We start from the raw sequence: 21,867 nt of genomic DNA, 5'->3' as shown, positions 1-21,867 counted from the left end.
TGGTCCAAGGGTTCAAATCCCTTCCCTCGCACTGACCGACTGCTATCGCCGTCGGGCGGTGTCGCCGAAGGCGGCGACGCCCGAGACGAGAAAGCAGTCGGGACGAGGACCCACGCGGTCCCTCGCGTAACAGTGCGGAAGACTGCAACGGAGCGGTCTTCCCTCGCAATTCCTACGGACGACCTGTTCGGGAGCGGCGCGTCGAGCCCATAGCGACCACTACAGCCACGGTAGCGCTTCCGCTGTTGAGTTGGCCCCACACGCCGCCACCGGGGCGTAGATTTATGCCGATAGAATAGGTACGTTATAGCATGGCAACCGATCACTCCGACGGGTCGCGTCTGCGAGTGCCGCCGTTCGAGAACACGGCGTTGTTCTCCATCGAGACGGACGATGGGTACGTCCGCATCGAGCAGTCCCTCGGGAACCAGGTGCGTTACACTCCCGAAGAAGCGAGGGAGATCGCACACGAGATCCTCGATACGATCGACACTGTCGAGAGCGAGAACTAACTGGTTTTGCTGCATACCGAGGTGGTTTGAATCCGGGGGTGCCAGCGCAAGGCGTGACCGACAGACACCACAGAGCAGCGGTGGCCGAGCGCGCTGCGAGAGCGGGCGGAGCCGTCGCCCGCGAGCGGTTCCGTGGGGCGTTGACCGTCGAGACGAAAGCCAACAAGAACGACGTGGTGACCGAGGCAGACAGGGACGCCCAACAGCAGGTACTCGCGACGATCCGGGCGGAGTTCCCGGGCGATACGTTCGTCTGCGAGGAGGATATCGGCTCCGTCCCGGGTACGGACAGCGAGGGGCTCGTCGACAGCGTCCCCGACGCTGGACCCACCTGGATCGTCGACCCTATCGACGGAACGGCGAACTTCGTTCGCGGGATGCCGCTGTGGACGACCTCCGTGGCAGCCGTCGTCGATGGCGAACCGGTCAGCTCGGCGACGTACGTCCCGGCTCAGGGCGACCTCTACGCGGCGGGGGAGAGCGCAACCCGGGACGGAGCGGGACTCACGGTCAGCGAGCGAACCGATCCGGAGACCTTCGCCGTCTCGGCTGTGGGGTGGTGGGACCGGGACGACCGCAAGGAGTTCGGTCGGCTCTGTACCGCCGTCGTCGAGCGGTTCGGGGACATGCGCCGGTTGGGGTCGTTCCAGTTGACGCTGGCGACGGTCGCCGACGGTGGGTTGGAGGGGGCGATCTGTACGCGCCCGATGAACCCGTGGGACACCGTCGCCGGCGTCCATCTGGTTCGGGAAGCAGGCGGGACTGTGACGGATATCGACGGGAACCGATGGACACACGACAGCGGCACGCTGGTCGCCTCGAACGGCGAGGACCACGAGGAACTGCTGGCCGCGGCGAACCAGGCGCTGACCTGATGGGAACGGCGATGCGGGGGGCGCACACTGTACCGGAAGCCTGAAATCGACTGCCGCCGGTCACTCGGCCATGAGCACGCTCGATCGGGTCGTCGACGAGTACGGGGCCGAGCGGCTGTGGCTCGCCTCGTTCGTCGGACTCGTCGTCGTCGGTGTCGGTGCCGTCCTGGCCGCCCCTGTTCAGGTGTGGGATCGGTTCCTCTGGCACTACTTCTGGGGGCCGGTCTACGCCGACGCAAAGGCGGCAGGCTGTGCGGTCATGACCGAGCAGGGTCCACAGGCGCTGTATCAGGGCTGTAACGACGCGATCGCTGCCGGCCGGATCGTCGCGGAACCGGGCTATACGATCGTCTCCGAGGTCGGCTACATGCTCATCCTCGTCTACATGCTCGTCGGGGTGTACCTCCTCCTCGAAAACCTCGACGTGGCCGAGGACATCCAGCTGTACTTCGCGCTCGTCCCGTTCATGCTGCTCGGCGGGGCGCTCCGGACCGTCGAGGACCTCGGCGACCGCGCCCTCGAAGCCGGGGTCGACCCCCTGATCACGTACCCGCTGAACTCGCTGATCATCAGCCCGGTCATCTACGGGAGCGTCTTCCTCCTGACGCTCGTCTCCCTGATCGCCTGTGTCTGGCTCGACACCAACGGCTACGTCGACAGTTACTACCGGGCGACAGCGGTGCTCGGGGGGACCTTCGTCGCGGCGACCATCGCGTACCTCACGATCGCCGCCCTCACGAGGGCGTACGCGACGCTGTACCCGTCGGTCCTGCTGGTGACTGTCGTGTTGGCGTCGGCCCTGTCGTACGGGCTCTATCGGCTGTACGACTCCGTCTGGCCGGCGGTCAACGTCGGGACCGGTGCGGTCGGGCTGTTGGTCATCTGGGGCCACGCCATCGATGGCGTCGCCAACGTCGTCCTCGCCGACTGGCTCGACGTCCTCGGTGTCCCACTGACCTATTACCCGAAACATCCGGCTAACGCGTTCATCATCTCGGTCACCGAGTCGCTCCAGCCGGCCGGACTGACCGCCGCAATCGGGACCTCCTGGCCGTTCCTGATCGTCAAACTCGCGGTCGCGTCGCTTGTCGTCTCGCTGTTCAACGACGAGTTCCTCGATGAGAGTCCCCGCTACGGGCTGTTGTTGCTCGTCGCCGTCACGGCGGTCGGTCTCGGTCCGGGGACGCGTGATATGCTCCGGGCGACGTTCGGAGTCTGACTCGTGTTCAGGGATACGGGTGGTGTGCCCGGTCCAGTCGCGGTTCGAAGCCCAGTTCTGCCGGGACGGACCGCGCCCGGTCGCCGAAGTAGCTGTTCCCGAAGAACAGCGGTTGTGCGCTCGGACAGACGACGCGGACGGCTTCGAACCCCATGACTTCGAGGTCACGCTGTGTCAATCGGACGCCGTAGGGCTCGATGCCGGCCGCTGTAACTCGCTCGATCAGCGTTTCGAGTTCGGTCTGGGGGTCGCCGACCCGATCCGGGCCGAGACTGCCGACCGGGACCGCCGTCTCCGTGTCGGTCAGCGACTGGACCGACCGGGGCCGATCGGCGTAGCGTCCGATGGCACCGTCGGCGTTCTGTGCCTCCGATCGCCCCATCCCGCGCAGTTCCATCCAGTTCTGGAGCGCTTCGGCGAGCGCACCGACGGCGGCCTGACCCGGATCGAGGTTCGCGTCCATCCCCAGGGCGAACTCCGGCCAGGTCTCACCCTCGACCGCGACGGCGACGACCGGGACGTCCACGTCCTGGGTCAGTAACAGCGGCGTCACGGACAACCCCTCGGCGCTTGCCCGTCGACGCAGCGTCTCGAACTCCTCGTGGTCGTCGACACGCACGGCCAGGGGCTCGTAGGTGGAGTACCACGCCAGGATCGCCGCATCGCGTTCGACGATCTCGTACAGACCCGCGAGCAGCGCGTCGGTCCCCGAGCCTCCCAGTCCCAGCCCGGTCGTGGTCGCGGGTCTGACCCGTTCGGACGGCGGCGGATAGACCACCGTCTCGACCGGGAGGCTCGTCTCGGAACCGGTAGCCAACTGTTCGCCGGGAACCCAGCCGACGGGCGGCTCGGTCGTCTGTGCTTCGGGTGTGACGAACGCGTCCGGATCGACGTGGTCGGCCGGCGGTCGCTCGGTGAAGGTCGCGGTGCGATAGACGCCGGCGGCGTACCGCTCGTAGCTCTCGCCGAGAGCCTTCATGAACGCGGTGTCCCAGTCGACGGCGACGCCGGCGGCTTGCCGAGGCGCCGTGACATCGCTGAACCCGCCCGTGTCACACACGGTCGAGAGATAGTACGGGGCGGGGAACGACTCCGCTTCCCCGACCTCGGTGACGATACCCGTCCGCTCGTCGACCCCACGCTCCGCACGCGTCAGCGCCTCGATATCGGTGTCGTCGGTCCCACGTCGAAGGTGCCAGTCCCGCTCGCCATCACAGTGACAGCCCGGGACCGGGAGGAACTCCCGCTCTGTGTGTGGGACTTCGACGATAGTGCCCGCCAACTCCCCCAGGCTATCGAGCGTTCGCGCGATCCGGTGGCCGGCCACGGCACCGGCGTAGTGCTGTGTCGCGGCGTCCGGGAGTTCGGCCCCGTCAGCGGGCTGTTCGGTCGCAGCCCTGATGCGTGTCTTGAGACAGTCGTAACAGCCACTTTCCGGCCCGAACCCACTGACTGCGGCGTCGACGACCGGGTAGCCACCGATGCCGCCGAGCTCGACGGCGACCCAGTGACGTCCGTCGGCCCGCGCACGCTCGGCGACCGTCTCGACGGCGTCGGCACCTGTCCGGTCAACGACGACGACGAACGAGGCCTCGACGGCGTCGGGGTCCTGCTGGTGCTCGACGGTCGTTCCTGTCTCGGAAAGCGCGGCAGTGAGTGCGTCTGCTGCCGGCCCGCTGCCGACAACGGCGACAGGTGTCATACCTGCCGACTCACGGAGGGCGGTCAAAAGCCTGTATGTCTCGGTTCAGGCCGCGAGGATGCTCTGAGCGACTGTCGCGAGTTCGTCGGCATCGGCGTTTTCGAGCCGTTCGTCCCCCAGCAGCAGGCGGAGCCGCGGACGACCGACGTCGATCGGAACCTTCTCCGTGTCGATCAGCCCCATCTCTTCGAGCTTTGTCTTCGTCCGGGAGAACGTCGCCTTGCTCGCTAGCCCGATGTCCTCACCCCACTTACTGATGTCGTAGAGAAGCTCACCGTTCCGGGCGGCGACCAGGAGGCTGATCGTGACCTCGTCGAGTCCATCACCGTCGCCACGGGCCGTGGTCAGGGAGTCGAGGACGCTGTCGAAGTCCGTCGCCGTCTCCGGCCCGATATCGGACTCAAGTGTCGACTGGACGCGCGAGAGCGGAGGTGTCCGGAGCGAATACTCCTCCGCACCGGACCACTCGGTGTTGTACTGGTCGTAGGCTTGTTCGACGAACTCGTCGTCCTCGGTTCCGAGGCCGCTTGCCGTATCGCCGATCTCGACGATCGCGTGGACCGTCTCGGGTGTTACGGCGATGGAGTGGTTCGGAACGTCGTCGAGTACCCGCAGCGAGAGCTGCTCGGTTTCGATCAGATCGGCGGCCGTACTCGCGACGAGGAAATCGTCCATGACGTCTTTCAGCGCCCGTTCGTCCGCGAGCATACGGACCGTCGGGGCGTCTTCGACTCCCTGAAGAGTCGAGACGAGTTCCGAGATCGTCTCCCGTGACGGGTTGACGATGTACAACGGCCCTGCTGCCTCCGTGAGTATCGTTGACAGCATCGAGCGGCTGTCGTCGTGCAGTAGCGCAGCACTCATGATATGACTAAGTATATAGGGGCCTATCGTATTTAATTTTATCTTCTCGAACTCATTGAATTCTCGTCAGTACTGTAAACACCCAGCTACGTGTTGCCATAAATATATTCTCTCAGAAGTATTAACTGACTGCTATTTGCGCCCGTACTAACTGATAGCAAGACGGTTTCCGGGCGAAATCGACTGCCGAACGGCGCTGTTCGGTTACTGTCTGAGTGTGTCTGCGAGTTCCTCCGACCAGTGGAACTCGCCACCGTAGATTACCGGGAGCGACCGCTGTTCGAGGACATCGACGAGTTCGCTGGCGGTGACTGTGTACTCTCGGGTACGACCGTTGATGGCCTCGGTCCCGCCGTCGAACGGGAGTTGGTAGCGTTCGCCCGCGCGTCGCGGTGAGACGACATCGTACGTGAGGTTGTACCCGTCGTCGCCGTCAGCGAGCCATAGGACGGCCGGTTCACCCGGGCTGGGGAGAATCGCGTACGTCCCGTCGCCGACGACCGCGTAGTCTTTCCCCATCACGATCCGGCGGCGTGCAAGCTGGAGCGCACGGTCGATACTAAACCCGTGGACCAGCAGCCGTGCAAACGCGGTTCCGACCGTGGCCGCGTGTTTGTCCAGTACGTCGGTGAACGTCACAGCCCCCGCGACCGCTCCCCGTCTGACGAAGTCCAGTCCCTCGTCGTACGAGCCACAGGCGTTCAGGAAGAACGTCGGCGTTCGCACCTCCGTGAGTTCACAGGCCGAGAAGGACCCGTCGGGACAGCGGAGCCCGTCTTCGTCACAGTGGCCGATGTAGTGGACGAAGTCGTTGTTCGCCTCGAAGACACTTCCCAGACAGTCGGTCGGGAGCTGTTCGTGGACGGTCACGTCCATCGGGAGACTGTCCGCCCGCTCGCGATAGATCTCCGCGACGGCACTGTGTTCGTCGCCCATCTCGCGGTCGTTGAGGACGACTGCGACCTGGAGCCGGTCGTTGTCTCGGTCCCGGAACCGGTATCGGTTCTCGTAGGCCGCCGGGATCGTCTTGTGTGCGTCGATCGGTGTCCCCGGCGCGAGCCAGGCGTGAATCCGACCGGCCTGCAGGTTGGGGGCGAGGACCGACGATCGGTCGGCGCGCGTCCCCCGGGTCGGGTATGCGTCCGAGAGCGTCCGCTCTAGCAGGTCGCTCCGGTCGAGTTCGGTCCCATCCGGCAGGTAGATCAGGCTGAGCTTGTCGAGCAGAAAGGGGAGACAGCGAACCCGTTCGGCCGACGGGCGTGCGTACGTCGACAGATGCCAGTCCGGCAGGGACTCAGCCACTCTACCGGCCGGGATATCGAGATACCGATCGAGGCGACCGGCGGGTGAGAGTTCCTGTACCGTTGCGGGATCGATGTCGATATCGGCAAGCAGGTTCACGTTGGCGCGGTTGGGATCGACGCGTCTGACGAGACAGTCGAGATAGAAGACATGCCGCAACAGCGCCGCGACGTCCTGCTGGAACGCAGGCAGCGGGTCGAACTCGTGGTGGACGGCACCGTCAGCCGTAGTCAACACAGGTTTGTTTCGGTCGGCGACACTCATCTCCGCCCCGAGATAGTACGCCAGCGGTGCTGCCACGAACACTGACGGGAGGTCCGCGGGGAGTCGGAGTTCGATGCCGGTCTCCGTGCGGTCGCTCTGCACACTGTCGGGAACCGACAGCGACTCGCCGACTGTCAACAGGGGTGGGTGATCACGGAGTCCCGGATGGGACCGCGACGGTGCGATGGTGTGGTGCGCAACGCTCAGCGCGGAGACACCGGCTGCGATACCCGCCGGGGAATCCGGGACCGTGATCCGACCCGGCGTCGCGCGTGCGATCTCCCGGTAGCCAACGGTGACGGGTTTCCGGTCCCAAAGTGAAAGGACGACGCCGTCGTCGGTCGGTCGGAGCGATGCAGGTCCCTCGAAGCGGACGAATACCCGGCAGGCACGGCCAGTCAGCGGATCGGTCGTGTCGCCGCCAGCCGTTCGTACCGTCGTCGTGACGAGGAACCCACCGTCGGGGAGTTCGGACGCGGTTGTCAGCTGGTACTGGGCGTCAAACGAGAGCGACGTTACCGTCGTTTCGCTCCCCGGGAGGACTAGTCGTGCCGTCTCGCCGGCGAAGCTCCCGTCGGTTCGACGGGGGATCGGGCGGTCAGTCGTCTCGGTACACTGCCCGAGCTGTGCGCGGATAGCTGCCGGGATATCCCCGTCAGAGACGCCACCAGCTACTGTCGAGGCGGACTCGTCTGCCGGGTCTGTCACCCCCCAGGTGACCATATGTGCTACCGTGTGTCTTTCTCGGATATATACATGCTGGTCGACAGATCGGTCCGTCGGAGCACGGGAGGGGAGCTGCCGGTCCCCATGACGGTTATGTGACACTCTGACATGCCCCGCACCCAAAGGGTAGATTATTGACGGGCCCGTCCTGAGTGGGGAATATGACCTACGAGAAAGTACGGGAGGCGGACCCGGCAGTCGCAGACGCCCTGGAGGGCGAGCGACAGCGACAGAACGAGACGTTGGCGATGATCGCCAGCGAGAACCACGTTTCGGAGGCGGTCATGGAGGCCCAGCGTTCCGAGTTGACGAACAAGTACGCGGAGGGCTATCCGGGCGAGCGCTATTACGGCGGTTGTGAGTTCGCTGACGACGTCGAGGAGTTGGCGATCGAGCGCGCCAAGGAACTGTGGGGTGCCGAGCACGTCAACGTCCAGCCCCACTCGGGGTCCCAGGCCAACATGGGCGTCTACCTCGCCGTGTTGGACCCTGGTGACAAGATCCTCTCGTTGGATCTGACCCACGGTGGCCATCTCAGTCACGGCCACCCGGCGAACTTCGCCGGCCAGGTCTACGAGGTCGAGCAGTACGAGGTCGACGAGGAGACGGGCTACGTCGACTACGAGGCGTTGGCCGCGACGGCGGAGTCCTTCGAGCCGGATATCATCGTTTCGGGCTACTCGGCGTACCCGCGGGAGGTCGAGTTCGAGCGGATCCAGGAAGCAGCCGATTCCGTCGGGGCGTACCACCTCGCGGATATCGCCCACATCACGGGCCTGGTCGCCGCCGGAGTGCACCAGTCACCGGTCGGCGTCGCGGACTTCGTGACGGGGTCGACTCACAAGACGATCCGGGCGGGCCGGGGTGGGATCATCATGTGCGAGGAGGAATACGCCGAGGACATCGACAACGCGGTGTTCCCCGGTAGCCAGGGCGGGCCGCTGATGCACAACGTGGCGGGCAAGGCAGTGGGCTTCGGGGAGGCATTGAACCCCGAGTTCGAGGCCTACGCCGACCAGACCGTCCAGAACGCGAAAGCGCTGGGCGACCAACTCCAGGACCACGGGCTCGAACTGGTCTCCGGGGGGACGGACAACCACCTCGTCCTGATCGACCTCCGGCCGTCACATCCGGACACGACAGGCAAAGAGGTCGAAGAAGCATTAGAAGACGCCGGGATCGTACTGAACGCGAACACCGTCCCGGGAGAGACGCGGTCGGCGTTCAACCCCTCGGGTATCCGGGCGGGCACGCCCGCGCTGACGACGCGTGGGTTCGACGAGGCCGCCTGTCGCGAGGTCGCGGACCTGATCGCCGAGGTCGTCGACGCGCCCCACGACGAGCGCGTCGTCGCCGAAGTCAGCGACCGCGTCGACGAACTCACCGACGACTACCCCCTCTACGACTGAGTCGTCTTCCCCGACGGTTTTTATCGCCTGGGTCCTACGAGCAGCCGATGCCAGGCGGGGTTCCGACCGCGATGTACCGCGAGCGGATCGACGCGCTGTCGACTGTCTCGGGCGATGGCCCGCCGGTCCTCTGTCTCCACGGGACGCTGATGGACCGGACGATGTTCGATCCCCAGCGTCGAGCGCTGTCCGACGACTACTGCGTGGCTGCCTACGATCTCCGGGCGCGGACGGAACACGGCGTCGATCCGTACGACCTCGACGACCTCGCGGCCGACTGCCTCGCGGCGATAGACGCACTGGCGATGGAGAGACCGGTTCTGGTCGGCATGTCGATGGGCGGGTTCGTCGCCTTGCGGACGGCGCTGGCTGCGCCCGACCGCGTCGGCGGGCTCGTCTTGCTGGACAGCACCGCCCTGCCCCACTCACCGAGACAACAGGAACAGTACGCCGCGCTGGTCGAGCCGCTGGCGGGCCAGTCGACGGTCCCGTCGCCGATGGCCGACGGGATCGCGGAGTCGCTGTTCGGCGAGACCACCCGCACCGAACGGCCTGCACTCGTCGACGACTGGATCGCACGCTGGAAAACCTACCGCGGTACGGCCGTCTACAACGAGGTCCACTCCTGGCTCGATCGGCCCGGAACGGTCGACCGACTTCCGGCGATCGACTGCCCGGCGCTCGTGGTCCACGGTACCGAAGATGCGGCGATCCCCCCGGAGCTCGGCAGACAGACCGCGGACGCGTTACCGCTCGCCCAGTTCGAGGCGGTCGAGGGTGCGGGACACACTGTGAACCTGGAGCGGCCCGCGGCCGTGAACGACCACATCCGTCGGTTCCTCGATGGTGTCGTCGACACACATTGACCGGGGACTTTTGTCTCGTCCGGACGAGCGGGCCGGCATGGACGCGCCGACACGACGCCGGCTTCTCGGGCTCGTCGCCGGCGGCCTCGTCACAGTTGCCGGCTGTACCGAGTCGTCGGAAGGCGACGCGGGCGGACCGACGGCCACGTCGGCCAAGCAGACGACGACAGAGGGCGATACGCCGACGGATCGCCGGACCGAGCCGGACGGTACCGCGACGCCCGAACTCGATCTGCGTGAGGCTAACGTCGTCGGTGTCACGGTCGAGTCCACCGACGACGGCCAGTACCGGTTCGACGTGACGCTCTACCACGACGACGACGGCGAGGACGGCTACGCCGACTGGTGGCAGGTCGAGACGCTCGACGGGGACAAACTCGGTCGACGCGAGTTGCTGCACGCGCACTCGACGGCCCCGTTCACGCGGTCCGAGACCGTCTCGATCCCCGACTCGGTCTCCTGTGTCGTCGTCCGCGGCCACGACCGGACCCACGGCTACGGCGGGCAGGCGATGCTCGTTGCCGTTCCCGACGGGGCGACGAACGCCGGACGGCAGGGGAGCGAGCGGCGGGAGTTCACCGCCGAGGCGTGCCCGTAGCCGGCCACGCGTGACTGTGACACCGTTGCCGACAATGTCATAGTGACGTTTTTGCCTCGCGGGAGTCCCACTCCAGGTGATGACAGAGATTCTCGACGGGAACGCGGTCGCCCAGTCGGTTCGGGACGACCTCGCGACGGCTATCGACCAACTCGCAGACGAGGGCGTCCAGCCGTCGCTGGCGACGGTGCTGATGAGCGACGACCCCGCGAGCGAGACCTACGTCTCGATGAAACAGGACGACTGTGCGGAGGTCGGGATCGAGGCTATCGACATCGAGATCGACCCCGAGGCCGACGCCGACGAGTTGTACGACACTATCGACGACCTCAACGCCGACGGGAACGTCAACGGCATCCTCGTCCAGATGCCTGTCCCCGACCACGTCGACGACCGGGCGGTCCTGCGGGCGATCGACCCCGAGAAGGACGTCGACGGGTTCCACCCCGAGAACGTCGGCCGCCTGGTTGCTGGTGACGCCAGGTACAAGCCCTGTACCCCCCACGGTATCCAGAAGCTGATCGAATCAGCGGGCGTCGACACCGAGGGGAAAGACGCCGTGGTCGTCGGCCGGTCGGACATCGTCGGCAAGCCGATGGCGAACCTGCTCGTCCAGAAGGCCCCCGGCGGCAACGCGACCACGACGGTCTGTCACTCCCGGACCGAGGATCTCGCCGCGAAGACCGGCGAGGCCGACATCGTGATCGCGGCCGCCGGCGTCCCGGAGATGATCGACGGCGAGATGCTCAAGGAGGGTGCGACGGTCATCGACGTGGGGATCAACCGCGTCGACGCCGACACCGAGAACGGAAGCGAACTGGTCGGCGACGTGGACTTCGAGAGCGCGAAGGAGGTCGCCGGTGCGATCACGCCGGTCCCCGGCGGCGTCGGGCCGATGACCCGCGCGATGCTGCTGTACAACACCGTCAAGGCGGCGAGCCGCCAGCACGGGATCGACGTCGACCTCCCCTGAGCGATGTCCCTGGAGGCGTTTACGGACCGGGACGTGGTGACGCGCCGAGTCACGAGAGCGACCGACGCCGCGAGCTTCGAATCGATCCAGCGTCGGATCGAGGACGGCCTGGAGTGGGGCGTCGGCGGACTCGTCGAGGACGACGACGGCCGCGTCCTGTTCGTCCGTGAGGGCGACAGCTACGAGGACGCGACCTGGAAGCTCCCCGGCGGTGGCGTCGAGGCGGGCGAGAGCCGTGCCGAGGCACTCGTCCGAGAGATCCGGGAGGAGACCGGCGTCACGGTCGCCGTCGAGGAGTTGCTGGCCGTGAGCGAGATCACCGTCGCCCACGGGGATCGCTCGGCGCAGTTCCACTTCGGGACCTACCGGGCAACCCCCGAGACCACGACGCTGACAGACGATCCGGGCCTCGCCGACGAGGGGATCGTCGAGGTCACCTGGACCGACGCGATCCCGGAGTCCGCCCTCGACGCGGCGTTGCTCCGTCGGGTCCGGTGAGCTACGAGCCGTCCTCGATCCCGGCGAGCCAGTTGTCGGCGGTGACGTAGGCGGTCTCGTCGCCCTCGATCGCGAACCGGCCGAGGTCGCGGGCCGCGCTGACCAGGCGGTCTGCGTCGGCGGGGTCGATGTCGCCGTCGAGCGCCTCGATCCGTTTGCGGTGATCGCGAATCCGTCCGGAGAGCCGTCGCGCCTGCTCGCTCGGATGGTCGTCGAGGTACGTCCGGAGGTCACGTTGGTAGTCCCCGACGGCAGCGGCCATCGCCAGTCCGTAGGGGGATCGCAGTGTCGACGGGACCTCGTCCGGTGCCGGCCGCTCGCCCGCGTCGGCACCGCTCAGCAGGTCGTAGAAGTACAGTTCCACGTCGTCCTCGATCCGGAGGCCGCGTCCGATCTCGTCGCCCACCGCCTGGAGTTCCCGCGCGGCGACGAACGTCTCGTCGAGGGGTCGGAGCTCGCCCGCGTCGATGAACCCTCGCTTGCGGGCGTAGCTCCGACAGCTCTCCGCCGCTTGCGTCGCGAGTTCCTCGACCGTATCCCGCTCGATCCGGTTTCGGACCGGCGTCAGGTCGAGCGTCGCAGGGGCGTCGGTGTGTCGTGTCCGATCGTCGATCCCCACGCTGTGGACGCTCCCGCACTCCGGACAGGCGATACTTCCGGTCTCGTAGTAGGACCAGCGGGTCCCACAGTCCTGACACTCCCGCTCACCGCGAACTCTCATGCCGTACTCTCGACGCCGAGGACTCAAGTGGGTTCCGCGCTCACTCCCAGACGTGGAACTCGGTCCCCGACAATTTGGTTCTCGGACAACTACTTCGAAAGATAACACGCTCTCACCGGTGCCGGTACATTTAAGTTCCTCACTCTCCTTCACCTAAGTGACGCTTCGCTTGGAGGGCCGAAGCGTCAGCGGGGACCAATTCAGGGCGGCAAGTGGTCGTGTTTTCTCACGACCGCTTTCCACTTACTTCGCTTGACCGATACCGAACAGCAGTAGTGCCGTCGTTCCGTCTAGTTGCCCGCCACTGTTTGAGCAGCCTGTCGGCCACGGACCGCAGGCGGAACGGATTTGTTCGGACCGAGTGCCTCCGGTGTATCGTTTCAGTACAAATAATACCTCATCGTCATCTTTCGGGGAGTGAAGAATTCCTGACTCGAAACCCACCGTTCGTGATTCGCCCCTTCCGGGCTCTTTCCAGGCGGTCTTATCCGGTGTATGGATCTCCAGCCTGACCGGAAACCCTCTGTTCCGACATATTTAAAAGATTTAGACAGTAATATGTGAGCAGGAGAACCCTATGCACGACCTGACCGGCTTCCAGCGCGACCTCCTCTACGTCATCTCCGGATTAGAGGAACCCCACGGGCTGGCGATCAAGGACGAACTCGAAGAGTACTACGAGAAGGAGATCCACCACGGACGGCTCTATCCGAATCTCGACACGCTCGTCGAAAAAGGACTCGTCGAGAAAGGGCAGCGTGACCGGCGGACGAATTTCTATACACTGACACGCAGGGGGCGTCGCGAGATCGAGGCTCGGCGCGACTGGGAAGCGCAGTATATGGGAGAGTAACGGCGCCGTCCCGCGGGGTTTCTGCACTCGTTAGTCCGTCTCCGGAACGACCTCGTAACTCCGTTCGCCGAGTTCGTCCTCTTCGAAGACGAAGATCCGACCGTCAGCGACCTCGAAGTCCACGTCGACGACGACACGCATCTGTTCGTCCCGAACGGTGATCCCAGGGAACAGCTCGTCAGTGTCGCCGTCGTCGAGAATGACGCGGCCGACGCCGGTCTCTTCGAGGATGTCGTCGTGGGTCCGGAGGTCGTTGACGTAGACCAGGATGCCCGTGGTCTCGCTCCGGTCGGTCACCAGGACGTGGGTGTCTTTTCCGGGCGGCGTGCGGACGCTGCCCTCGACGGTTTCGGGGACGCCGTAGTAGTAGACGCGCCTGCCGTCGAGATACTCGACGACGACGCCGTCTTCGGTGAGTTCGACGGACAGCGTATCCGGCGGAATGTCCGAACGGTTGCTCATACGCGACGTTTCATCCGGGTAGGCAAAAGCCACGCGCTGTCGATCCGACCGCTGGTTCCACAGGTGGTAAGTACTCCCGGACGGGAGTAGCGGTCGATGGAAGGTAAGGCAGTGGCACCGGCGGCGGGCACCGTCCTCAACGCCCTCGCGACCGGGCGCGGATCGGCGTTCGCTATCGACGAGTACACGACTGCGACAGTCGAGGTGACGACGGAGACCGGCGTCACCGGCGCGATCGACGGCGCGCCCGAGGCGGATACGCGACTGATCGAACGCTGTGTCGAATACGTCATCGATGCCCACGGCGACCAGGACGCCAGTGGCGGCCACGTCTATACGGAGAGTGAGGTCCCGATGGCCTCCGGGTTGAAAAGCTCCAGCGCGGCCGCCAACGCCACGGTGATGGCGACGCTGGACGCCCTCGACGCGACCGACCAGATGTCGCGTGCGGATATGGCCCGACTCGGCGTGATGGCAGCCCGGGACGCCGGCGTGACGATCACCGGCGCGTTCGACGACGCCTCGGCCTCGATGCTGGGCGGGGTCACCGTCACCGACAACGAGACCGACGACCTGCTCTCCCGCGAGGCCGTCGAGTGGGACGTGTTGGTCTGGTCCCCGCCCGAGCAGTCCTTCTCCGCGGACGCCGACGTCGAGCGCTGTAAACAGATCGCTCCGATGGCCCGACTGGTCGAGGACCTCGCACTGGACGGGGAGTACCAGCGGGCGATGACGGTCAACGGCCTGGCGTTCTGTGCCGCGCTGGGGTACGACACCGATCCACTCGTCGAGGGGATGGCAGCCGTCGACGGCGTCTCACTCTCGGGGACCGGCCCCTCGTTTACCGCCGTCGGCGACCGTGAGGCACTCGAAACCGTCAAGACCTACTGGGACCGCCGAGACGGAGAGACGCTACTGACGACCACACAGACAGCGGGAACACAGACAGTATGAGTTCAGAGCCAACCCCCGAGGACATGTCCCTGGAGGAACTGCGCGACGAGATCCGGACTATCGACCGCGAGATCGTCGAGAAGATCGCACAGCGGACCTACGTCGCCGACACGATCGCGCAAGTCAAAGACGAACGGGGCCTGCCGACGACCGACGAGGAACAGGAACAGGCCGTGATGGACCGCGCCGGCGAGAACGCCCGCCGGTTCGACGTCGACGCGAACCTGGTGAAGGCGATGTTCCGGTTGCTCATCGAGTTGAACAAGGTCGAACAGCGAGAGAACCGGTGAGAGTCAGTTAACCGATACCGTTCGGAAGATCCGTCCCGTTCCTCACGAGGCTCGACGGACTGAGGAGTCCGGACCGAAGCGTCGGCTACCGACAGCACGGCCCGTATCGACGTGTCACGGAACTGGCGCCCTCGCAGCACTGCCCGCTCAGTACTCCCAGAGGCGATCGATCCGATCCCCGATCTCGGGGTACCGCTCACGGAGCGTGTCGACGCTCGTCTCGCCGCCGACGTTGACGACCTGGAGTTCGCCACGGCGGTCGCTGTACACGTCCTGGAAGTCGTAGACGACGCCGACGACGTCGACGTCGTCGGCTACGTCGTCGCTTTCGCGGAGGAACTCCACCTGCCGATCGACGTTGTACTCGACGAGCCGGTTGATCGCGCCCGGGCGATCGACGTCGTCGGGAAGTGCGTCGACGCCGGCTTCGAGGTGTGGTTTGAGCAGGCCGAGACAGTGTTCGATCCCCGGGGGCTCCGAGAGACCCTCGGTCAGGTCGTCGTACGTCGCGGTGACGGCCCCACAGCCGGTGTGACCGACGACCACGGCGGTCTTGGTGCCGGTGTGTGCCAGCGGATAGAGCACGTCGCCGGAGACGGCCTCGCCCGATGCGGTCCGCTGGACGACGCGGTTCCCGATGTTGCTACAGGTGAACAGACGGCCGGGGTCGTCGTTGCCGAAGATGTGGTCTTGCAGGACACGCGAGTCAGCACAGCAGACAGTGACGGCTTCGGGATGTTGTGCGTCCTGCACGTCGCCGAACCGGGATCGAAACGAATCGGCGTGTTCGGCGTTATTGGCGAGTAACTCGGCGACCACCTGGTTCATACGGAATCCACAGTTTCGAGGGATATAGCAGTTGGTGGTCGGGGTGTCACCGAACGGTCTACACACCGTGTTATCCGCCTATTCAGATCGGTCTCCTCCCCAGCCACATCCTGACAGGTAGGAGATTTCCGTTTATAATCTATCACTGCAACCGCCGATACGGTCCGCCCCCTGCTCCCGGCGATTACAGAGGCCGTCGCCGATAGCAAGGACGTTGGACCGGACGAGGCGGAGAGTCCACGCGGCGATTACAGCGACCTGGACGCCTGGACCAACTTGCGGACCACAGTCCCAGTCCGTGGCCACTCTGGTTCGAACTGCCAGCCCAAACCGTGACTGTGGCGAGCGACGGACCGATCTTCGTTGATAGTCAGCCAGAACACGACTGGATGACCGCCTGAGCGGTACACACCGGCTTCGAAGGTGATTCGATCCCTTCGCGTCGAGATCGAAACTAGTGGACACCGGATCGACCGACAGCAGGACGATCGGCTGCTGCTACAGCACTGCGCACGACGACTGTATAGACCGTGCGCTCCTGTTCGACAGCCCTCTCACAGCGAAATCCCGTCCGCTCCGGTCGCCAGAGCCGACACCTTTCGGTCCTGGACCAGCGAATCGAGCGGAGTTGGTTCGGAGGGAGCTTCGTCGTCGCCCTGGAGCGTGCGGCCCCACCACTCCACGTCGTGCCACTCGCCGTGTTTGTAGCCGACGTTCTCGTAGGTCCCGACCCGATCGAATCCCATGGCCTCGTGGAAGGCCCGACTGGGTTGGTTCGGAACGGTGATCCCGGCGTAGACGTTCCGGTACCCCTGTCGTTCCAGGACGGCAAACAGGGACCGGTAGAGCCCGCGGGCGACACCGCTACGGCGGGCGTCCTCGGCGACGTAGACCGACGACTCGACTGCCCACTTGTACGCGTCCCGGTTCCGGTGTGGGCTGGCGTAGGCGTATCCGAGCACCTGCCCGTCGTGTTCACAGACGAGCCAGGGACGGTGCTCCAGGGTCTCGGTGAGACGCTCGGTGAACGCCGCCTCGCTCGGGAGGTCGGTCTCGAAGGTGATCGCGCTGTCCCGGACGAACGGTGCGTAGATCTCACGACAGGCCGGCGCGTCGGCCGGTCTGGCGAGCCGAATCTCGACCATCTGTCCGGGGTAACGCGGGAACGAATATAAGTCGAAAGAACTCGTCGCCGAGTCGCCCGAGCCGTTAACCTACCGCTGTGTCTATCGGAGGTATGCCCACCGAGAAGGAGAAGATGCTCGCCGGCGAGCGATACGACCCGAGCGATCCCGAACTGGTCGCCGAGCGCGAACGGGCGCGTGAACTGACCCGCACGTACAACCGGACCGATCCCGGCGCAGACGGTCGGCGGCGGGAGCTGCTCGACACGCTCTTCGGATCGATCGGCGAATCGATCGTCGTCGAGCCACCGGTTCGCTGTGACTACGGCGAACAGATCCACGTCGGCGACGACTTCTTCGCGAACTTCGGCTGCGTGTTCCTCGACATCTGTCGGGTCGAGTTCGGCGACCGGTGTCTGCTGGGGCCGGGCGTCCAGGTCTATGCGGCGACACACTCGCTGGACCCGGCCGAACGCGCCGCGGGGATCGAGTACGGCAAGCCCGTGACGGTCGGCGACGACGTCTGGATGGGCGGCCAGGCCGTCCTGAACCCGGGCGTAACGGTCGGCGACCGCAGCGTCGTCGCGTCGGGCGCGGTCGTCACCGAGGACGTTCCCGCGGGCGTGGTGGTCCAGGGGAACCCGGCGACGGTGGTCCGTGAGATCGACGAGTAGCTGTCAATCGTCGTCGCGTATCATCATCACCTTGACGCGGCCGACGGCGTCGAAGTCACGGAGTCTGTTGGTCAGCGCCCGGACCCGCTGGGCCGGTCCGCGACAGAACAGCGACTCCAGACACCACTCGCCTTGGTGGGTGTGGCTCGTGTTCAGGATCACGTCCTGGTAGTCGTGTTGGACGGTGTGGAGCGACTCGATGACGTCGTGGTGGCGGTAATCGAAGCCCACGAGCGCGACGATTTCGCCGGATCGCTCCTCGAACCGGGAGTGGGCTTCGATGTACTCCCGCATCGCTTCCCGGACCGCTCGCGAGCGGTTGTCGAGGCCCTGGTCTTCCCAGACTCGGTCGAACGTTCCGACCAACTCGTCGGGGACGTTGAAACTCGTTCGCATCGTCGGACTCTGCTCGTGGGAGACACATGAACACCGCCGGCTCACCTGCGATCGTATGACGATCCCCCCGAACGGGTATTAACTACCCTTAACGGGCCGTTGGTGCTACGTTCGCTCGTGATGATCGAGCGCGAACTGGCCGGCCTCCTCGCCGGTGCCGTCGCCCTCGGAGCGGTCCACGGAATAGAACCTGGCCACGGCTGGCCGGTCGCGGCCGCCTACGCGATGGAGCAGTCAAACGAGTGGGTCTCCGGTATCGCCGCGAGCACCATCCTCGGGCTGGGCCATCTCGTGAGCAGCCTGGCGATGGTTGGCGTGTTCTTCTACGCGAAGTCGTACTTCTCGCTGACGCAGGTCGACGAGCCGCTGACCGTCGCCGGCCTCCAGATCGGCGGCCCGGTGAGCGTCGTCGCCGGTGTCCTCCTGATCGTGCTCGGCATCCGGGAGTACGCTGGGGACCACAGTCACGGGATCAGCGACGGTGACACGCACGACTACGCCGACAGTCACGGCCACACGCGGTCCGACGGGCACCACGATCACGGATCGCTCTCGACGGCTGCCGACCGCGGACTGCTCAGCATCGCCTGGGCCGCGTTCCTGTTGGGGTTTGCACACGAGGAGGAGTTCGAAATCATCGCGCTCTGTGCGGGATCGAACTACTGTCTGGAACTGATGAGCGCGTACGCCGTCACCGTGATCGCCGGGATCGTCGGGCTGACGGCGCTGCTGCTGGCCGGCTACGACCGCTACGAAGACGAAGTCGAGCGGATCACGCCGTATCTCCCCCTGTTCTCGGCAGCGGTACTGGTCCTGATGGGAATCGGATTCGTCACGGGCCTGTTCTGAACGCTCAGTGGTCCCCCTCTGTGGGCCGTCCAGTCCCGATCAGTTCCGCGCTGATCGCCTCGCGTTTCAGCAGGACGAACCCCGCGAAGATGAGCGCGAAGCCGGCGACGGTCGCCGCAGTCAACTCTTCGGGCAGGAACAGGACGCCGGTGATCGCGGCGACGATAGGCGCGGCGTAGGAGACCAGGTTGATCTCGATGGGGCCGAGCCGCTCCAGCAGATCGAAGTAGACCAGAAAGCCCAGCGCGCTCGCGACGACGACGAGATATCCGAGGGCGACGATCCCACGTGGCTCCCAGCGGACCGCCGCGAACGACTCCCCGATGGCGACGCTCGCACCGTGCATGATGCCAGCGCCCAGCAGCATCGACCACGCCTCCATCGTCTCGATCGGGAGATCGGCGTCGACGCGGCGGGTGAGGACACTTCCGAGGGCGAACGCGGTCGCAGCCAGGAAGACGAGAAACAGCGAGACGGTTCGGCTCGTGACGAGCGCACCCTGCTCGGGGTTGCTCAACACGGCGACGCCGACGAAGCCGACGAGCAGGCCGACAACACCCAGTGCGGTGAGGCGCTCCTCGGGGAGGAACACACGAGCGAAGGCGGTCGTCAGGACCGGCGAGAGACTCACGACGATCGCGGCGACGGCGCTGGTGACGCCCAACTCGCCGACAAAGAGGAACGCGTGGTAGGCGGCGATCATGAACAGCCCGCCGATCCCGACCAGCGTCCACTCCGGCCGGGTCCGGGGTCGCCAGCGGTCGGTGGCGTAGACGGCGTAGCCGAGCATCAGGAGCCCAGCGAGGTCGTACCGGAACGCGGCAAAGAGGACCGGCGGGAAGTAGTCCAGGCCGGCTTTGATCGCGGTGAACGCGCTCCCCCAGGCGACAGCTAACGCGACGAACAGTAGTGCGTTCCTGAAGCGCATCGGCTCGATGTCTCCCAGTTCGTGTCCGGCGGCATAACCCTGACCATCGAAGCTACTCCAGTGCGTGCCAGACCGACGCCGAGAGGTACACACTCGCCAGGCCACCGATCGTCAGGATCAGCCAGTACGTCGCCAGGCGATACAGGAGCACCCCGGCAGCGGCCTGTTCCAGCGACGCGCCCGTCAGCAGCGTGAACACGGCGGTGAGCCCGACCTCCGAGCTTCCGAGCCCGCCCGGCGTCGGGAGGAGTGTCGCCACCCCGCTCGCGGGGGCCAGAAACAGCGCCAGTCCGAGCGGGAGCGAGATGTCGACGGCGACGAGGCCGTAGTACAGCGCCAGGCCGAACGCGAGCCACCCGGCGACCCCGAACAGCGCTGCGACCGCGACCCGGCGCCTGTCGGCCGTCGCCGCTTCGAATCCCGTGAGAAACGACTCGACGGCAGTCCCGACTCGCGCTGGCTCGACGAGCCGTGCGACACGCTCGGAGAACGGCGAGAGCGCCCAGTGAACGCCAGCGGCAGTGGCGACGACGAGCGTCCCGACGGCGCCACGGCGGTACGCGACGAGCGCACTGCCGACGACGAGGACAGCCAGTATCGCCACGGACCCTCCCAGGACCACCGGTCCGTCGAACCCCGGACGGGGCCACAGGACCAGTTCGAAGAGCCCGAGGGCGGCGACGCCCAGCGACCCGGCGAAGATGACCAACTCGCTTGCAGTGACCGCCGCGAAGACGTCCCTGAACCGCTGGCCCAGGTCCTCGGAGATGACGTACGCGAGGATGGCCGTTCCGCCGACGTTCCCCAGCGGGAGGATCTGTTTGCCGAAGGTGCCCGAGAGATAGCCCAACTGAACGCGGTGGCGGGGAAGCGAGTCGTTCGTCCCCGCCAGCAGCGTCGCCGTCGTCAGACTCCAGCACAACTGGGCGGCGAGTGAGGTCGCTACAGCGAGGACCACGAGCGCCGGATCGGCACTGGCGAGGGTGTCGACGATAGCACCGGTATCGAGCCCGAAGACCAGAAGTGCGATCAGTGCAACCGCCAGCACGATACCGGCCACCTGTCTGAACTGGATCGAGTGGCCTTCGGTGGCGGTCGCCATCGTACTACAGGCGGCGTCGGCGAGAGTCTTGAACGTATCGGCGGTCAGGCTTCCGGATCGTAGGTCTCGGCCAGCGCGTCGAGCGCTTCGTGATGTTCGGTGGTATGTGGTGCAGTCAGCGGCGAGACGCTGACTTTCCCGTCGACGACGGCACGCCGGTCGGTCCCCTCGGGGTCGGGGATATCGCCGTCGGCCATGTGCTCCCAGATCCGGTCGTGCAGCGTCACCGCGTCGCCGTCGTGGACGGCGTCCATCTGGTAGAGCTGTGAGGGACGTGTGATCTCGATGTCCGCGGGTCCCCACTCGGCGACCGGCGCGTTGACGTTGAGGTAGTCACACTGCTCGAAGACGCCGGCGCCGAGGGCGTGATCGGCGAGGTACGTGGTCGCACGCGCCGCTTCGCCGTAGCTGTCGCCGTTGGCCTCGATGTCGGAGAAGGCGGCGTCTTCCCTGACGGGGATGTACATCGAGACGGCGATCGCGGGAACGTCGAAGAACGTCGCCTCGACGGCGGCGCTGACGGTTCCGGAGCGGCCCAGCACGTACGCCCCGAGGTTGGCCCCGCGGTTACAGCCCGCGATCACCAGGTCGGTCTCGGGGAGGAGTGCCTCCAGCCCTGCCACGACACAGTCGGTCGGCGTCCCCTCGACGACGTAGCCGAGTTCGTGGTCGCGGACCTCGACCTCGTGGGAGATCGCTCGGCCGACGGCGCTCTGGTCTTCGGCCGGAGCCACGACAGTGACGTCGCCGACCGCCGAGAGCCCCTCGTATAACGCCTGCAGCCCGGCGCTGTCGATGCCGTCGTCGTTCGTCAACAGGATCGCCGGTTCGTCCTCGTCCATACCCTTCGTCGGGCTGTCCGGGAGAAAAGCCCACCG

24 protein-coding genes are annotated in these 21,867 nt (G+C 65.9%); 13 read left to right on the top strand and 11 right to left on the bottom strand.

Annotation, left to right across the window (positions count from 1 at the left end; all coding sequences use genetic code 11):
* Positions 1–311 precede the first annotated feature (311 nt).
* The 3 genes from P0204_RS02665 to P0204_RS02655 all read left to right on the top strand — a co-directional run bounded on the left by P0204_RS02665 (position 312) and on the right by P0204_RS02655 (position 2,606).
* Positions 312–512 carry a hypothetical protein gene (locus P0204_RS02665; RefSeq protein WP_276221423.1) on the top strand — a complete coding sequence of 67 codons (201 nt, stop codon included), beginning with the start codon at positions 312–314 and terminating at the stop codon, positions 510–512.
* 53 nt (positions 513–565) lie between these two features.
* Positions 566–1,387, top strand: coding sequence for an inositol monophosphatase family protein (locus tag P0204_RS02660; RefSeq protein ID WP_276221421.1), 822 nt, complete (start codon positions 566–568; stop codon positions 1,385–1,387).
* A 70-nt stretch (positions 1,388–1,457) separates the two neighbouring features.
* Positions 1,458–2,606, top strand: a complete 1,149-nt coding sequence (locus P0204_RS02655) for a DUF63 family protein (RefSeq protein WP_276221419.1) — start codon at positions 1,458–1,460, stop codon at positions 2,604–2,606.
* 7 nt (positions 2,607–2,613) lie between these two features.
* On the opposite strand, the gene P0204_RS02650 is transcribed toward P0204_RS02655, so the two are convergent.
* The 3 genes from P0204_RS02650 to P0204_RS02640 form a co-directional block, all read right to left on the bottom strand.
* Complete coding sequence (locus P0204_RS02650) at positions 2,614–4,308, bottom strand: YcaO-like family protein (protein ID WP_276221418.1); 1,695 nt, start codon at positions 4,306–4,308, stop codon at positions 2,614–2,616.
* Positions 4,309–4,353: 45 nt separating this feature from the next.
* Entirely contained in the window at positions 4,354–5,172 is an 819-nt protein-coding gene (gene tbsP / locus P0204_RS02645; protein WP_276221416.1) for a transcriptional regulator TbsP, read from the bottom strand.
* Positions 5,173–5,376: 204 nt separating this feature from the next.
* Positions 5,377–7,461, bottom strand: coding sequence for a hypothetical protein (locus tag P0204_RS02640; protein WP_276221415.1), 2,085 nt, complete (start codon positions 7,459–7,461; stop codon positions 5,377–5,379).
* 164 nt (positions 7,462–7,625) lie between these two features.
* Between P0204_RS02640 and glyA the strand changes: the two genes are divergently transcribed.
* The 5 genes from glyA (at position 7,626) to P0204_RS02615 (ending at position 11,808) form a co-directional block, all read left to right on the top strand.
* Entirely contained in the window at positions 7,626–8,873 is a 1,248-nt protein-coding gene (glyA, locus tag P0204_RS02635) for a serine hydroxymethyltransferase (protein ID WP_276221413.1), read from the top strand.
* Positions 8,874–8,920: 47 nt separating this feature from the next.
* Positions 8,921–9,739, top strand: coding sequence for an alpha/beta fold hydrolase (locus tag P0204_RS02630; RefSeq protein ID WP_276221412.1), 819 nt, complete (start codon positions 8,921–8,923; stop codon positions 9,737–9,739).
* Between the two features lie 37 nt (positions 9,740–9,776).
* Positions 9,777–10,337, top strand: coding sequence for a hypothetical protein (locus P0204_RS02625; RefSeq protein WP_276221410.1), 561 nt, complete (start codon positions 9,777–9,779; stop codon positions 10,335–10,337).
* Positions 10,338–10,416: 79 nt separating this feature from the next.
* Positions 10,417–11,310, top strand: a complete 894-nt coding sequence (locus P0204_RS02620) for a bifunctional methylenetetrahydrofolate dehydrogenase/methenyltetrahydrofolate cyclohydrolase (RefSeq protein ID WP_276221408.1) — start codon at positions 10,417–10,419, stop codon at positions 11,308–11,310.
* A gap of 3 nt (positions 11,311–11,313) precedes the next feature.
* A complete protein-coding gene (locus P0204_RS02615) occupies positions 11,314–11,808 on the top strand; it encodes an NUDIX hydrolase (protein ID WP_276221406.1) in 495 nt (164 codons plus the stop codon).
* Position 11,809: 1 nt separating this feature from the next.
* Here P0204_RS02615 and P0204_RS02610 read toward each other — a convergent pair whose 3' ends face one another.
* Positions 11,810–12,529: a DUF7117 family protein gene (locus tag P0204_RS02610; RefSeq protein WP_276221404.1), complete on the bottom strand. Its 720-nt coding sequence runs from the start codon at positions 12,527–12,529 to the stop codon at positions 11,810–11,812.
* A 577-nt stretch (positions 12,530–13,106) separates the two neighbouring features.
* On the opposite strand from P0204_RS02610, the gene P0204_RS02605 reads away from it, so the two are divergent.
* Positions 13,107–13,382, top strand: coding sequence for a PadR family transcriptional regulator (locus P0204_RS02605; RefSeq protein ID WP_276221403.1), 276 nt, complete (start codon positions 13,107–13,109; stop codon positions 13,380–13,382).
* A gap of 30 nt (positions 13,383–13,412) precedes the next feature.
* Here P0204_RS02605 and P0204_RS02600 read toward each other — a convergent pair whose 3' ends face one another.
* Positions 13,413–13,844: a DUF5796 family protein gene (locus tag P0204_RS02600; protein WP_276221402.1), complete on the bottom strand. Its 432-nt coding sequence runs from the start codon at positions 13,842–13,844 to the stop codon at positions 13,413–13,415.
* Between the two features lie 96 nt (positions 13,845–13,940).
* On the opposite strand from P0204_RS02600, the gene P0204_RS02595 reads away from it, so the two are divergent.
* Together P0204_RS02595 and P0204_RS02590 are read left to right on the top strand one after the other, a co-directional pair.
* Complete coding sequence (locus P0204_RS02595; protein ID WP_276221400.1) at positions 13,941–14,798, top strand: shikimate kinase; 858 nt, start codon at positions 13,941–13,943, stop codon at positions 14,796–14,798.
* Positions 14,795–15,088 (top strand): chorismate mutase, encoded by a 294-nt coding sequence (locus P0204_RS02590; protein WP_276221397.1) that lies wholly within the window; start codon positions 14,795–14,797, stop codon positions 15,086–15,088. Before P0204_RS02595 ends, P0204_RS02590 begins: the two co-directional genes overlap by 4 nt.
* Positions 15,089–15,235: 147 nt before the next feature.
* Here the strand turns inward: P0204_RS02590 and P0204_RS02585 are convergent, their stop codons facing one another.
* Together P0204_RS02585 and P0204_RS02580 are read right to left on the bottom strand one after the other, a co-directional pair.
* Entirely contained in the window at positions 15,236–15,916 is a 681-nt protein-coding gene (locus P0204_RS02585; RefSeq protein ID WP_276221395.1) for a carbonic anhydrase, read from the bottom strand.
* Between the two features lie 554 nt (positions 15,917–16,470).
* On the bottom strand, positions 16,471–17,061 hold the full coding sequence (locus tag P0204_RS02580; RefSeq protein ID WP_276221393.1) for an arsinothricin resistance N-acetyltransferase ArsN1 family B: 591 nt from the start codon (positions 17,059–17,061) through the stop codon (positions 16,471–16,473).
* 92 nt (positions 17,062–17,153) lie between these two features.
* Here P0204_RS02580 and P0204_RS02575 point away from each other — a divergent pair, with 92 nt between their 5' ends.
* Positions 17,154–17,714: a sugar O-acetyltransferase gene (locus P0204_RS02575; RefSeq protein WP_276221391.1), complete on the top strand. Its 561-nt coding sequence runs from the start codon at positions 17,154–17,156 to the stop codon at positions 17,712–17,714.
* 3 nt (positions 17,715–17,717) lie between these two features.
* Here the strand turns inward: P0204_RS02575 and P0204_RS02570 are convergent, their stop codons facing one another.
* Positions 17,718–18,110 carry a CopG family ribbon-helix-helix protein gene (locus P0204_RS02570; RefSeq protein WP_276221389.1) on the bottom strand — a complete coding sequence of 131 codons (393 nt, stop codon included), beginning with the start codon at positions 18,108–18,110 and terminating at the stop codon, positions 17,718–17,720.
* A gap of 120 nt (positions 18,111–18,230) precedes the next feature.
* Here P0204_RS02570 and P0204_RS02565 point away from each other — a divergent pair, with 120 nt between their 5' ends.
* Positions 18,231–18,959: a sulfite exporter TauE/SafE family protein gene (locus P0204_RS02565; RefSeq protein ID WP_276221387.1), complete on the top strand. Its 729-nt coding sequence runs from the start codon at positions 18,231–18,233 to the stop codon at positions 18,957–18,959.
* A gap of 4 nt (positions 18,960–18,963) precedes the next feature.
* On the opposite strand, the gene P0204_RS02560 is transcribed toward P0204_RS02565, so the two are convergent.
* Genes P0204_RS02560 through surE form a run of 3 tightly spaced genes read right to left on the bottom strand, consistent with a single transcriptional unit; the run spans position 18,964 to position 21,831 of the window.
* Entirely contained in the window at positions 18,964–19,887 is a 924-nt protein-coding gene (locus tag P0204_RS02560) for a DMT family transporter (RefSeq protein ID WP_276221385.1), read from the bottom strand.
* A gap of 52 nt (positions 19,888–19,939) precedes the next feature.
* Positions 19,940–20,989: a lysylphosphatidylglycerol synthase transmembrane domain-containing protein gene (locus P0204_RS02555; RefSeq protein WP_276221383.1), complete on the bottom strand. Its 1,050-nt coding sequence runs from the start codon at positions 20,987–20,989 to the stop codon at positions 19,940–19,942.
* A 44-nt stretch (positions 20,990–21,033) separates the two neighbouring features.
* Positions 21,034–21,831, bottom strand: coding sequence for a 5'/3'-nucleotidase SurE (surE, locus tag P0204_RS02550; protein ID WP_276221381.1), 798 nt, complete (start codon positions 21,829–21,831; stop codon positions 21,034–21,036).
* Positions 21,832–21,867: the final 36 nt, after the last annotated feature.

This window comes from Haloarcula halophila (assembly GCF_029278565.1).
Lineage (GTDB): Archaea > Halobacteriota > Halobacteria > Halobacteriales > Haloarculaceae > Haloarcula > Haloarcula halophila.
Note: the sequence above shows the minus strand (reverse complement) of the source record. Positions and strands in the feature narration are given on the sequence as shown.

Excerpts from the sequence above, each read along its gene's own strand:
- P0204_RS02590 (WP_276221397.1), top strand. The coding sequence starts at position 14,795 with ATGAGTTCAGAGCCAACCCCCGAGGACATGTCCCTGGAGGAACTGCGC.
- P0204_RS02600 (WP_276221402.1), bottom strand. The coding sequence starts at position 13,844 with ATGAGCAACCGTTCGGACATTCCGCCGGATACGCTGTCCGTCGAACTC.
- P0204_RS02575 (WP_276221391.1), top strand. The coding sequence starts at position 17,154 with ATGCCCACCGAGAAGGAGAAGATGCTCGCCGGCGAGCGATACGACCCG.
- P0204_RS02570 (WP_276221389.1), bottom strand. The coding sequence starts at position 18,110 with ATGCGAACGAGTTTCAACGTCCCCGACGAGTTGGTCGGAACGTTCGAC.
- P0204_RS02640 (WP_276221415.1), bottom strand. The coding sequence starts at position 7,461 with ATGGTCACCTGGGGGGTGACAGACCCGGCAGACGAGTCCGCCTCGACA.
- P0204_RS02580 (WP_276221393.1), bottom strand. The coding sequence starts at position 17,061 with ATGGTCGAGATTCGGCTCGCCAGACCGGCCGACGCGCCGGCCTGTCGT.
- P0204_RS02620 (WP_276221408.1), top strand. The coding sequence starts at position 10,417 with ATGACAGAGATTCTCGACGGGAACGCGGTCGCCCAGTCGGTTCGGGAC.
- P0204_RS02565 (WP_276221387.1), top strand. The coding sequence starts at position 18,231 with ATGATCGAGCGCGAACTGGCCGGCCTCCTCGCCGGTGCCGTCGCCCTC.
- P0204_RS02610 (WP_276221404.1), bottom strand. The coding sequence starts at position 12,529 with ATGAGAGTTCGCGGTGAGCGGGAGTGTCAGGACTGTGGGACCCGCTGG.
- P0204_RS02665 (WP_276221423.1), top strand. The coding sequence starts at position 312 with ATGGCAACCGATCACTCCGACGGGTCGCGTCTGCGAGTGCCGCCGTTC.
- glyA (WP_276221413.1), top strand. The coding sequence starts at position 7,626 with ATGACCTACGAGAAAGTACGGGAGGCGGACCCGGCAGTCGCAGACGCC.
- P0204_RS02655 (WP_276221419.1), top strand. The coding sequence starts at position 1,458 with ATGAGCACGCTCGATCGGGTCGTCGACGAGTACGGGGCCGAGCGGCTG.
- P0204_RS02595 (WP_276221400.1), top strand. The coding sequence starts at position 13,941 with ATGGAAGGTAAGGCAGTGGCACCGGCGGCGGGCACCGTCCTCAACGCC.
- P0204_RS02615 (WP_276221406.1), top strand. The coding sequence starts at position 11,314 with ATGTCCCTGGAGGCGTTTACGGACCGGGACGTGGTGACGCGCCGAGTC.
- P0204_RS02605 (WP_276221403.1), top strand. The coding sequence starts at position 13,107 with ATGCACGACCTGACCGGCTTCCAGCGCGACCTCCTCTACGTCATCTCC.
- P0204_RS02650 (WP_276221418.1), bottom strand. The coding sequence starts at position 4,308 with ATGACACCTGTCGCCGTTGTCGGCAGCGGGCCGGCAGCAGACGCACTC.
- P0204_RS02630 (WP_276221412.1), top strand. The coding sequence starts at position 8,921 with ATGCCAGGCGGGGTTCCGACCGCGATGTACCGCGAGCGGATCGACGCG.
- P0204_RS02560 (WP_276221385.1), bottom strand. The coding sequence starts at position 19,887 with ATGCGCTTCAGGAACGCACTACTGTTCGTCGCGTTAGCTGTCGCCTGG.
- surE (WP_276221381.1), bottom strand. The coding sequence starts at position 21,831 with ATGGACGAGGACGAACCGGCGATCCTGTTGACGAACGACGACGGCATC.
- P0204_RS02555 (WP_276221383.1), bottom strand. The coding sequence starts at position 20,989 with ATGGCGACCGCCACCGAAGGCCACTCGATCCAGTTCAGACAGGTGGCC.
- P0204_RS02585 (WP_276221395.1), bottom strand. The coding sequence starts at position 15,916 with ATGAACCAGGTGGTCGCCGAGTTACTCGCCAATAACGCCGAACACGCC.
- P0204_RS02625 (WP_276221410.1), top strand. The coding sequence starts at position 9,777 with ATGGACGCGCCGACACGACGCCGGCTTCTCGGGCTCGTCGCCGGCGGC.
- tbsP (WP_276221416.1), bottom strand. The coding sequence starts at position 5,172 with ATGAGTGCTGCGCTACTGCACGACGACAGCCGCTCGATGCTGTCAACG.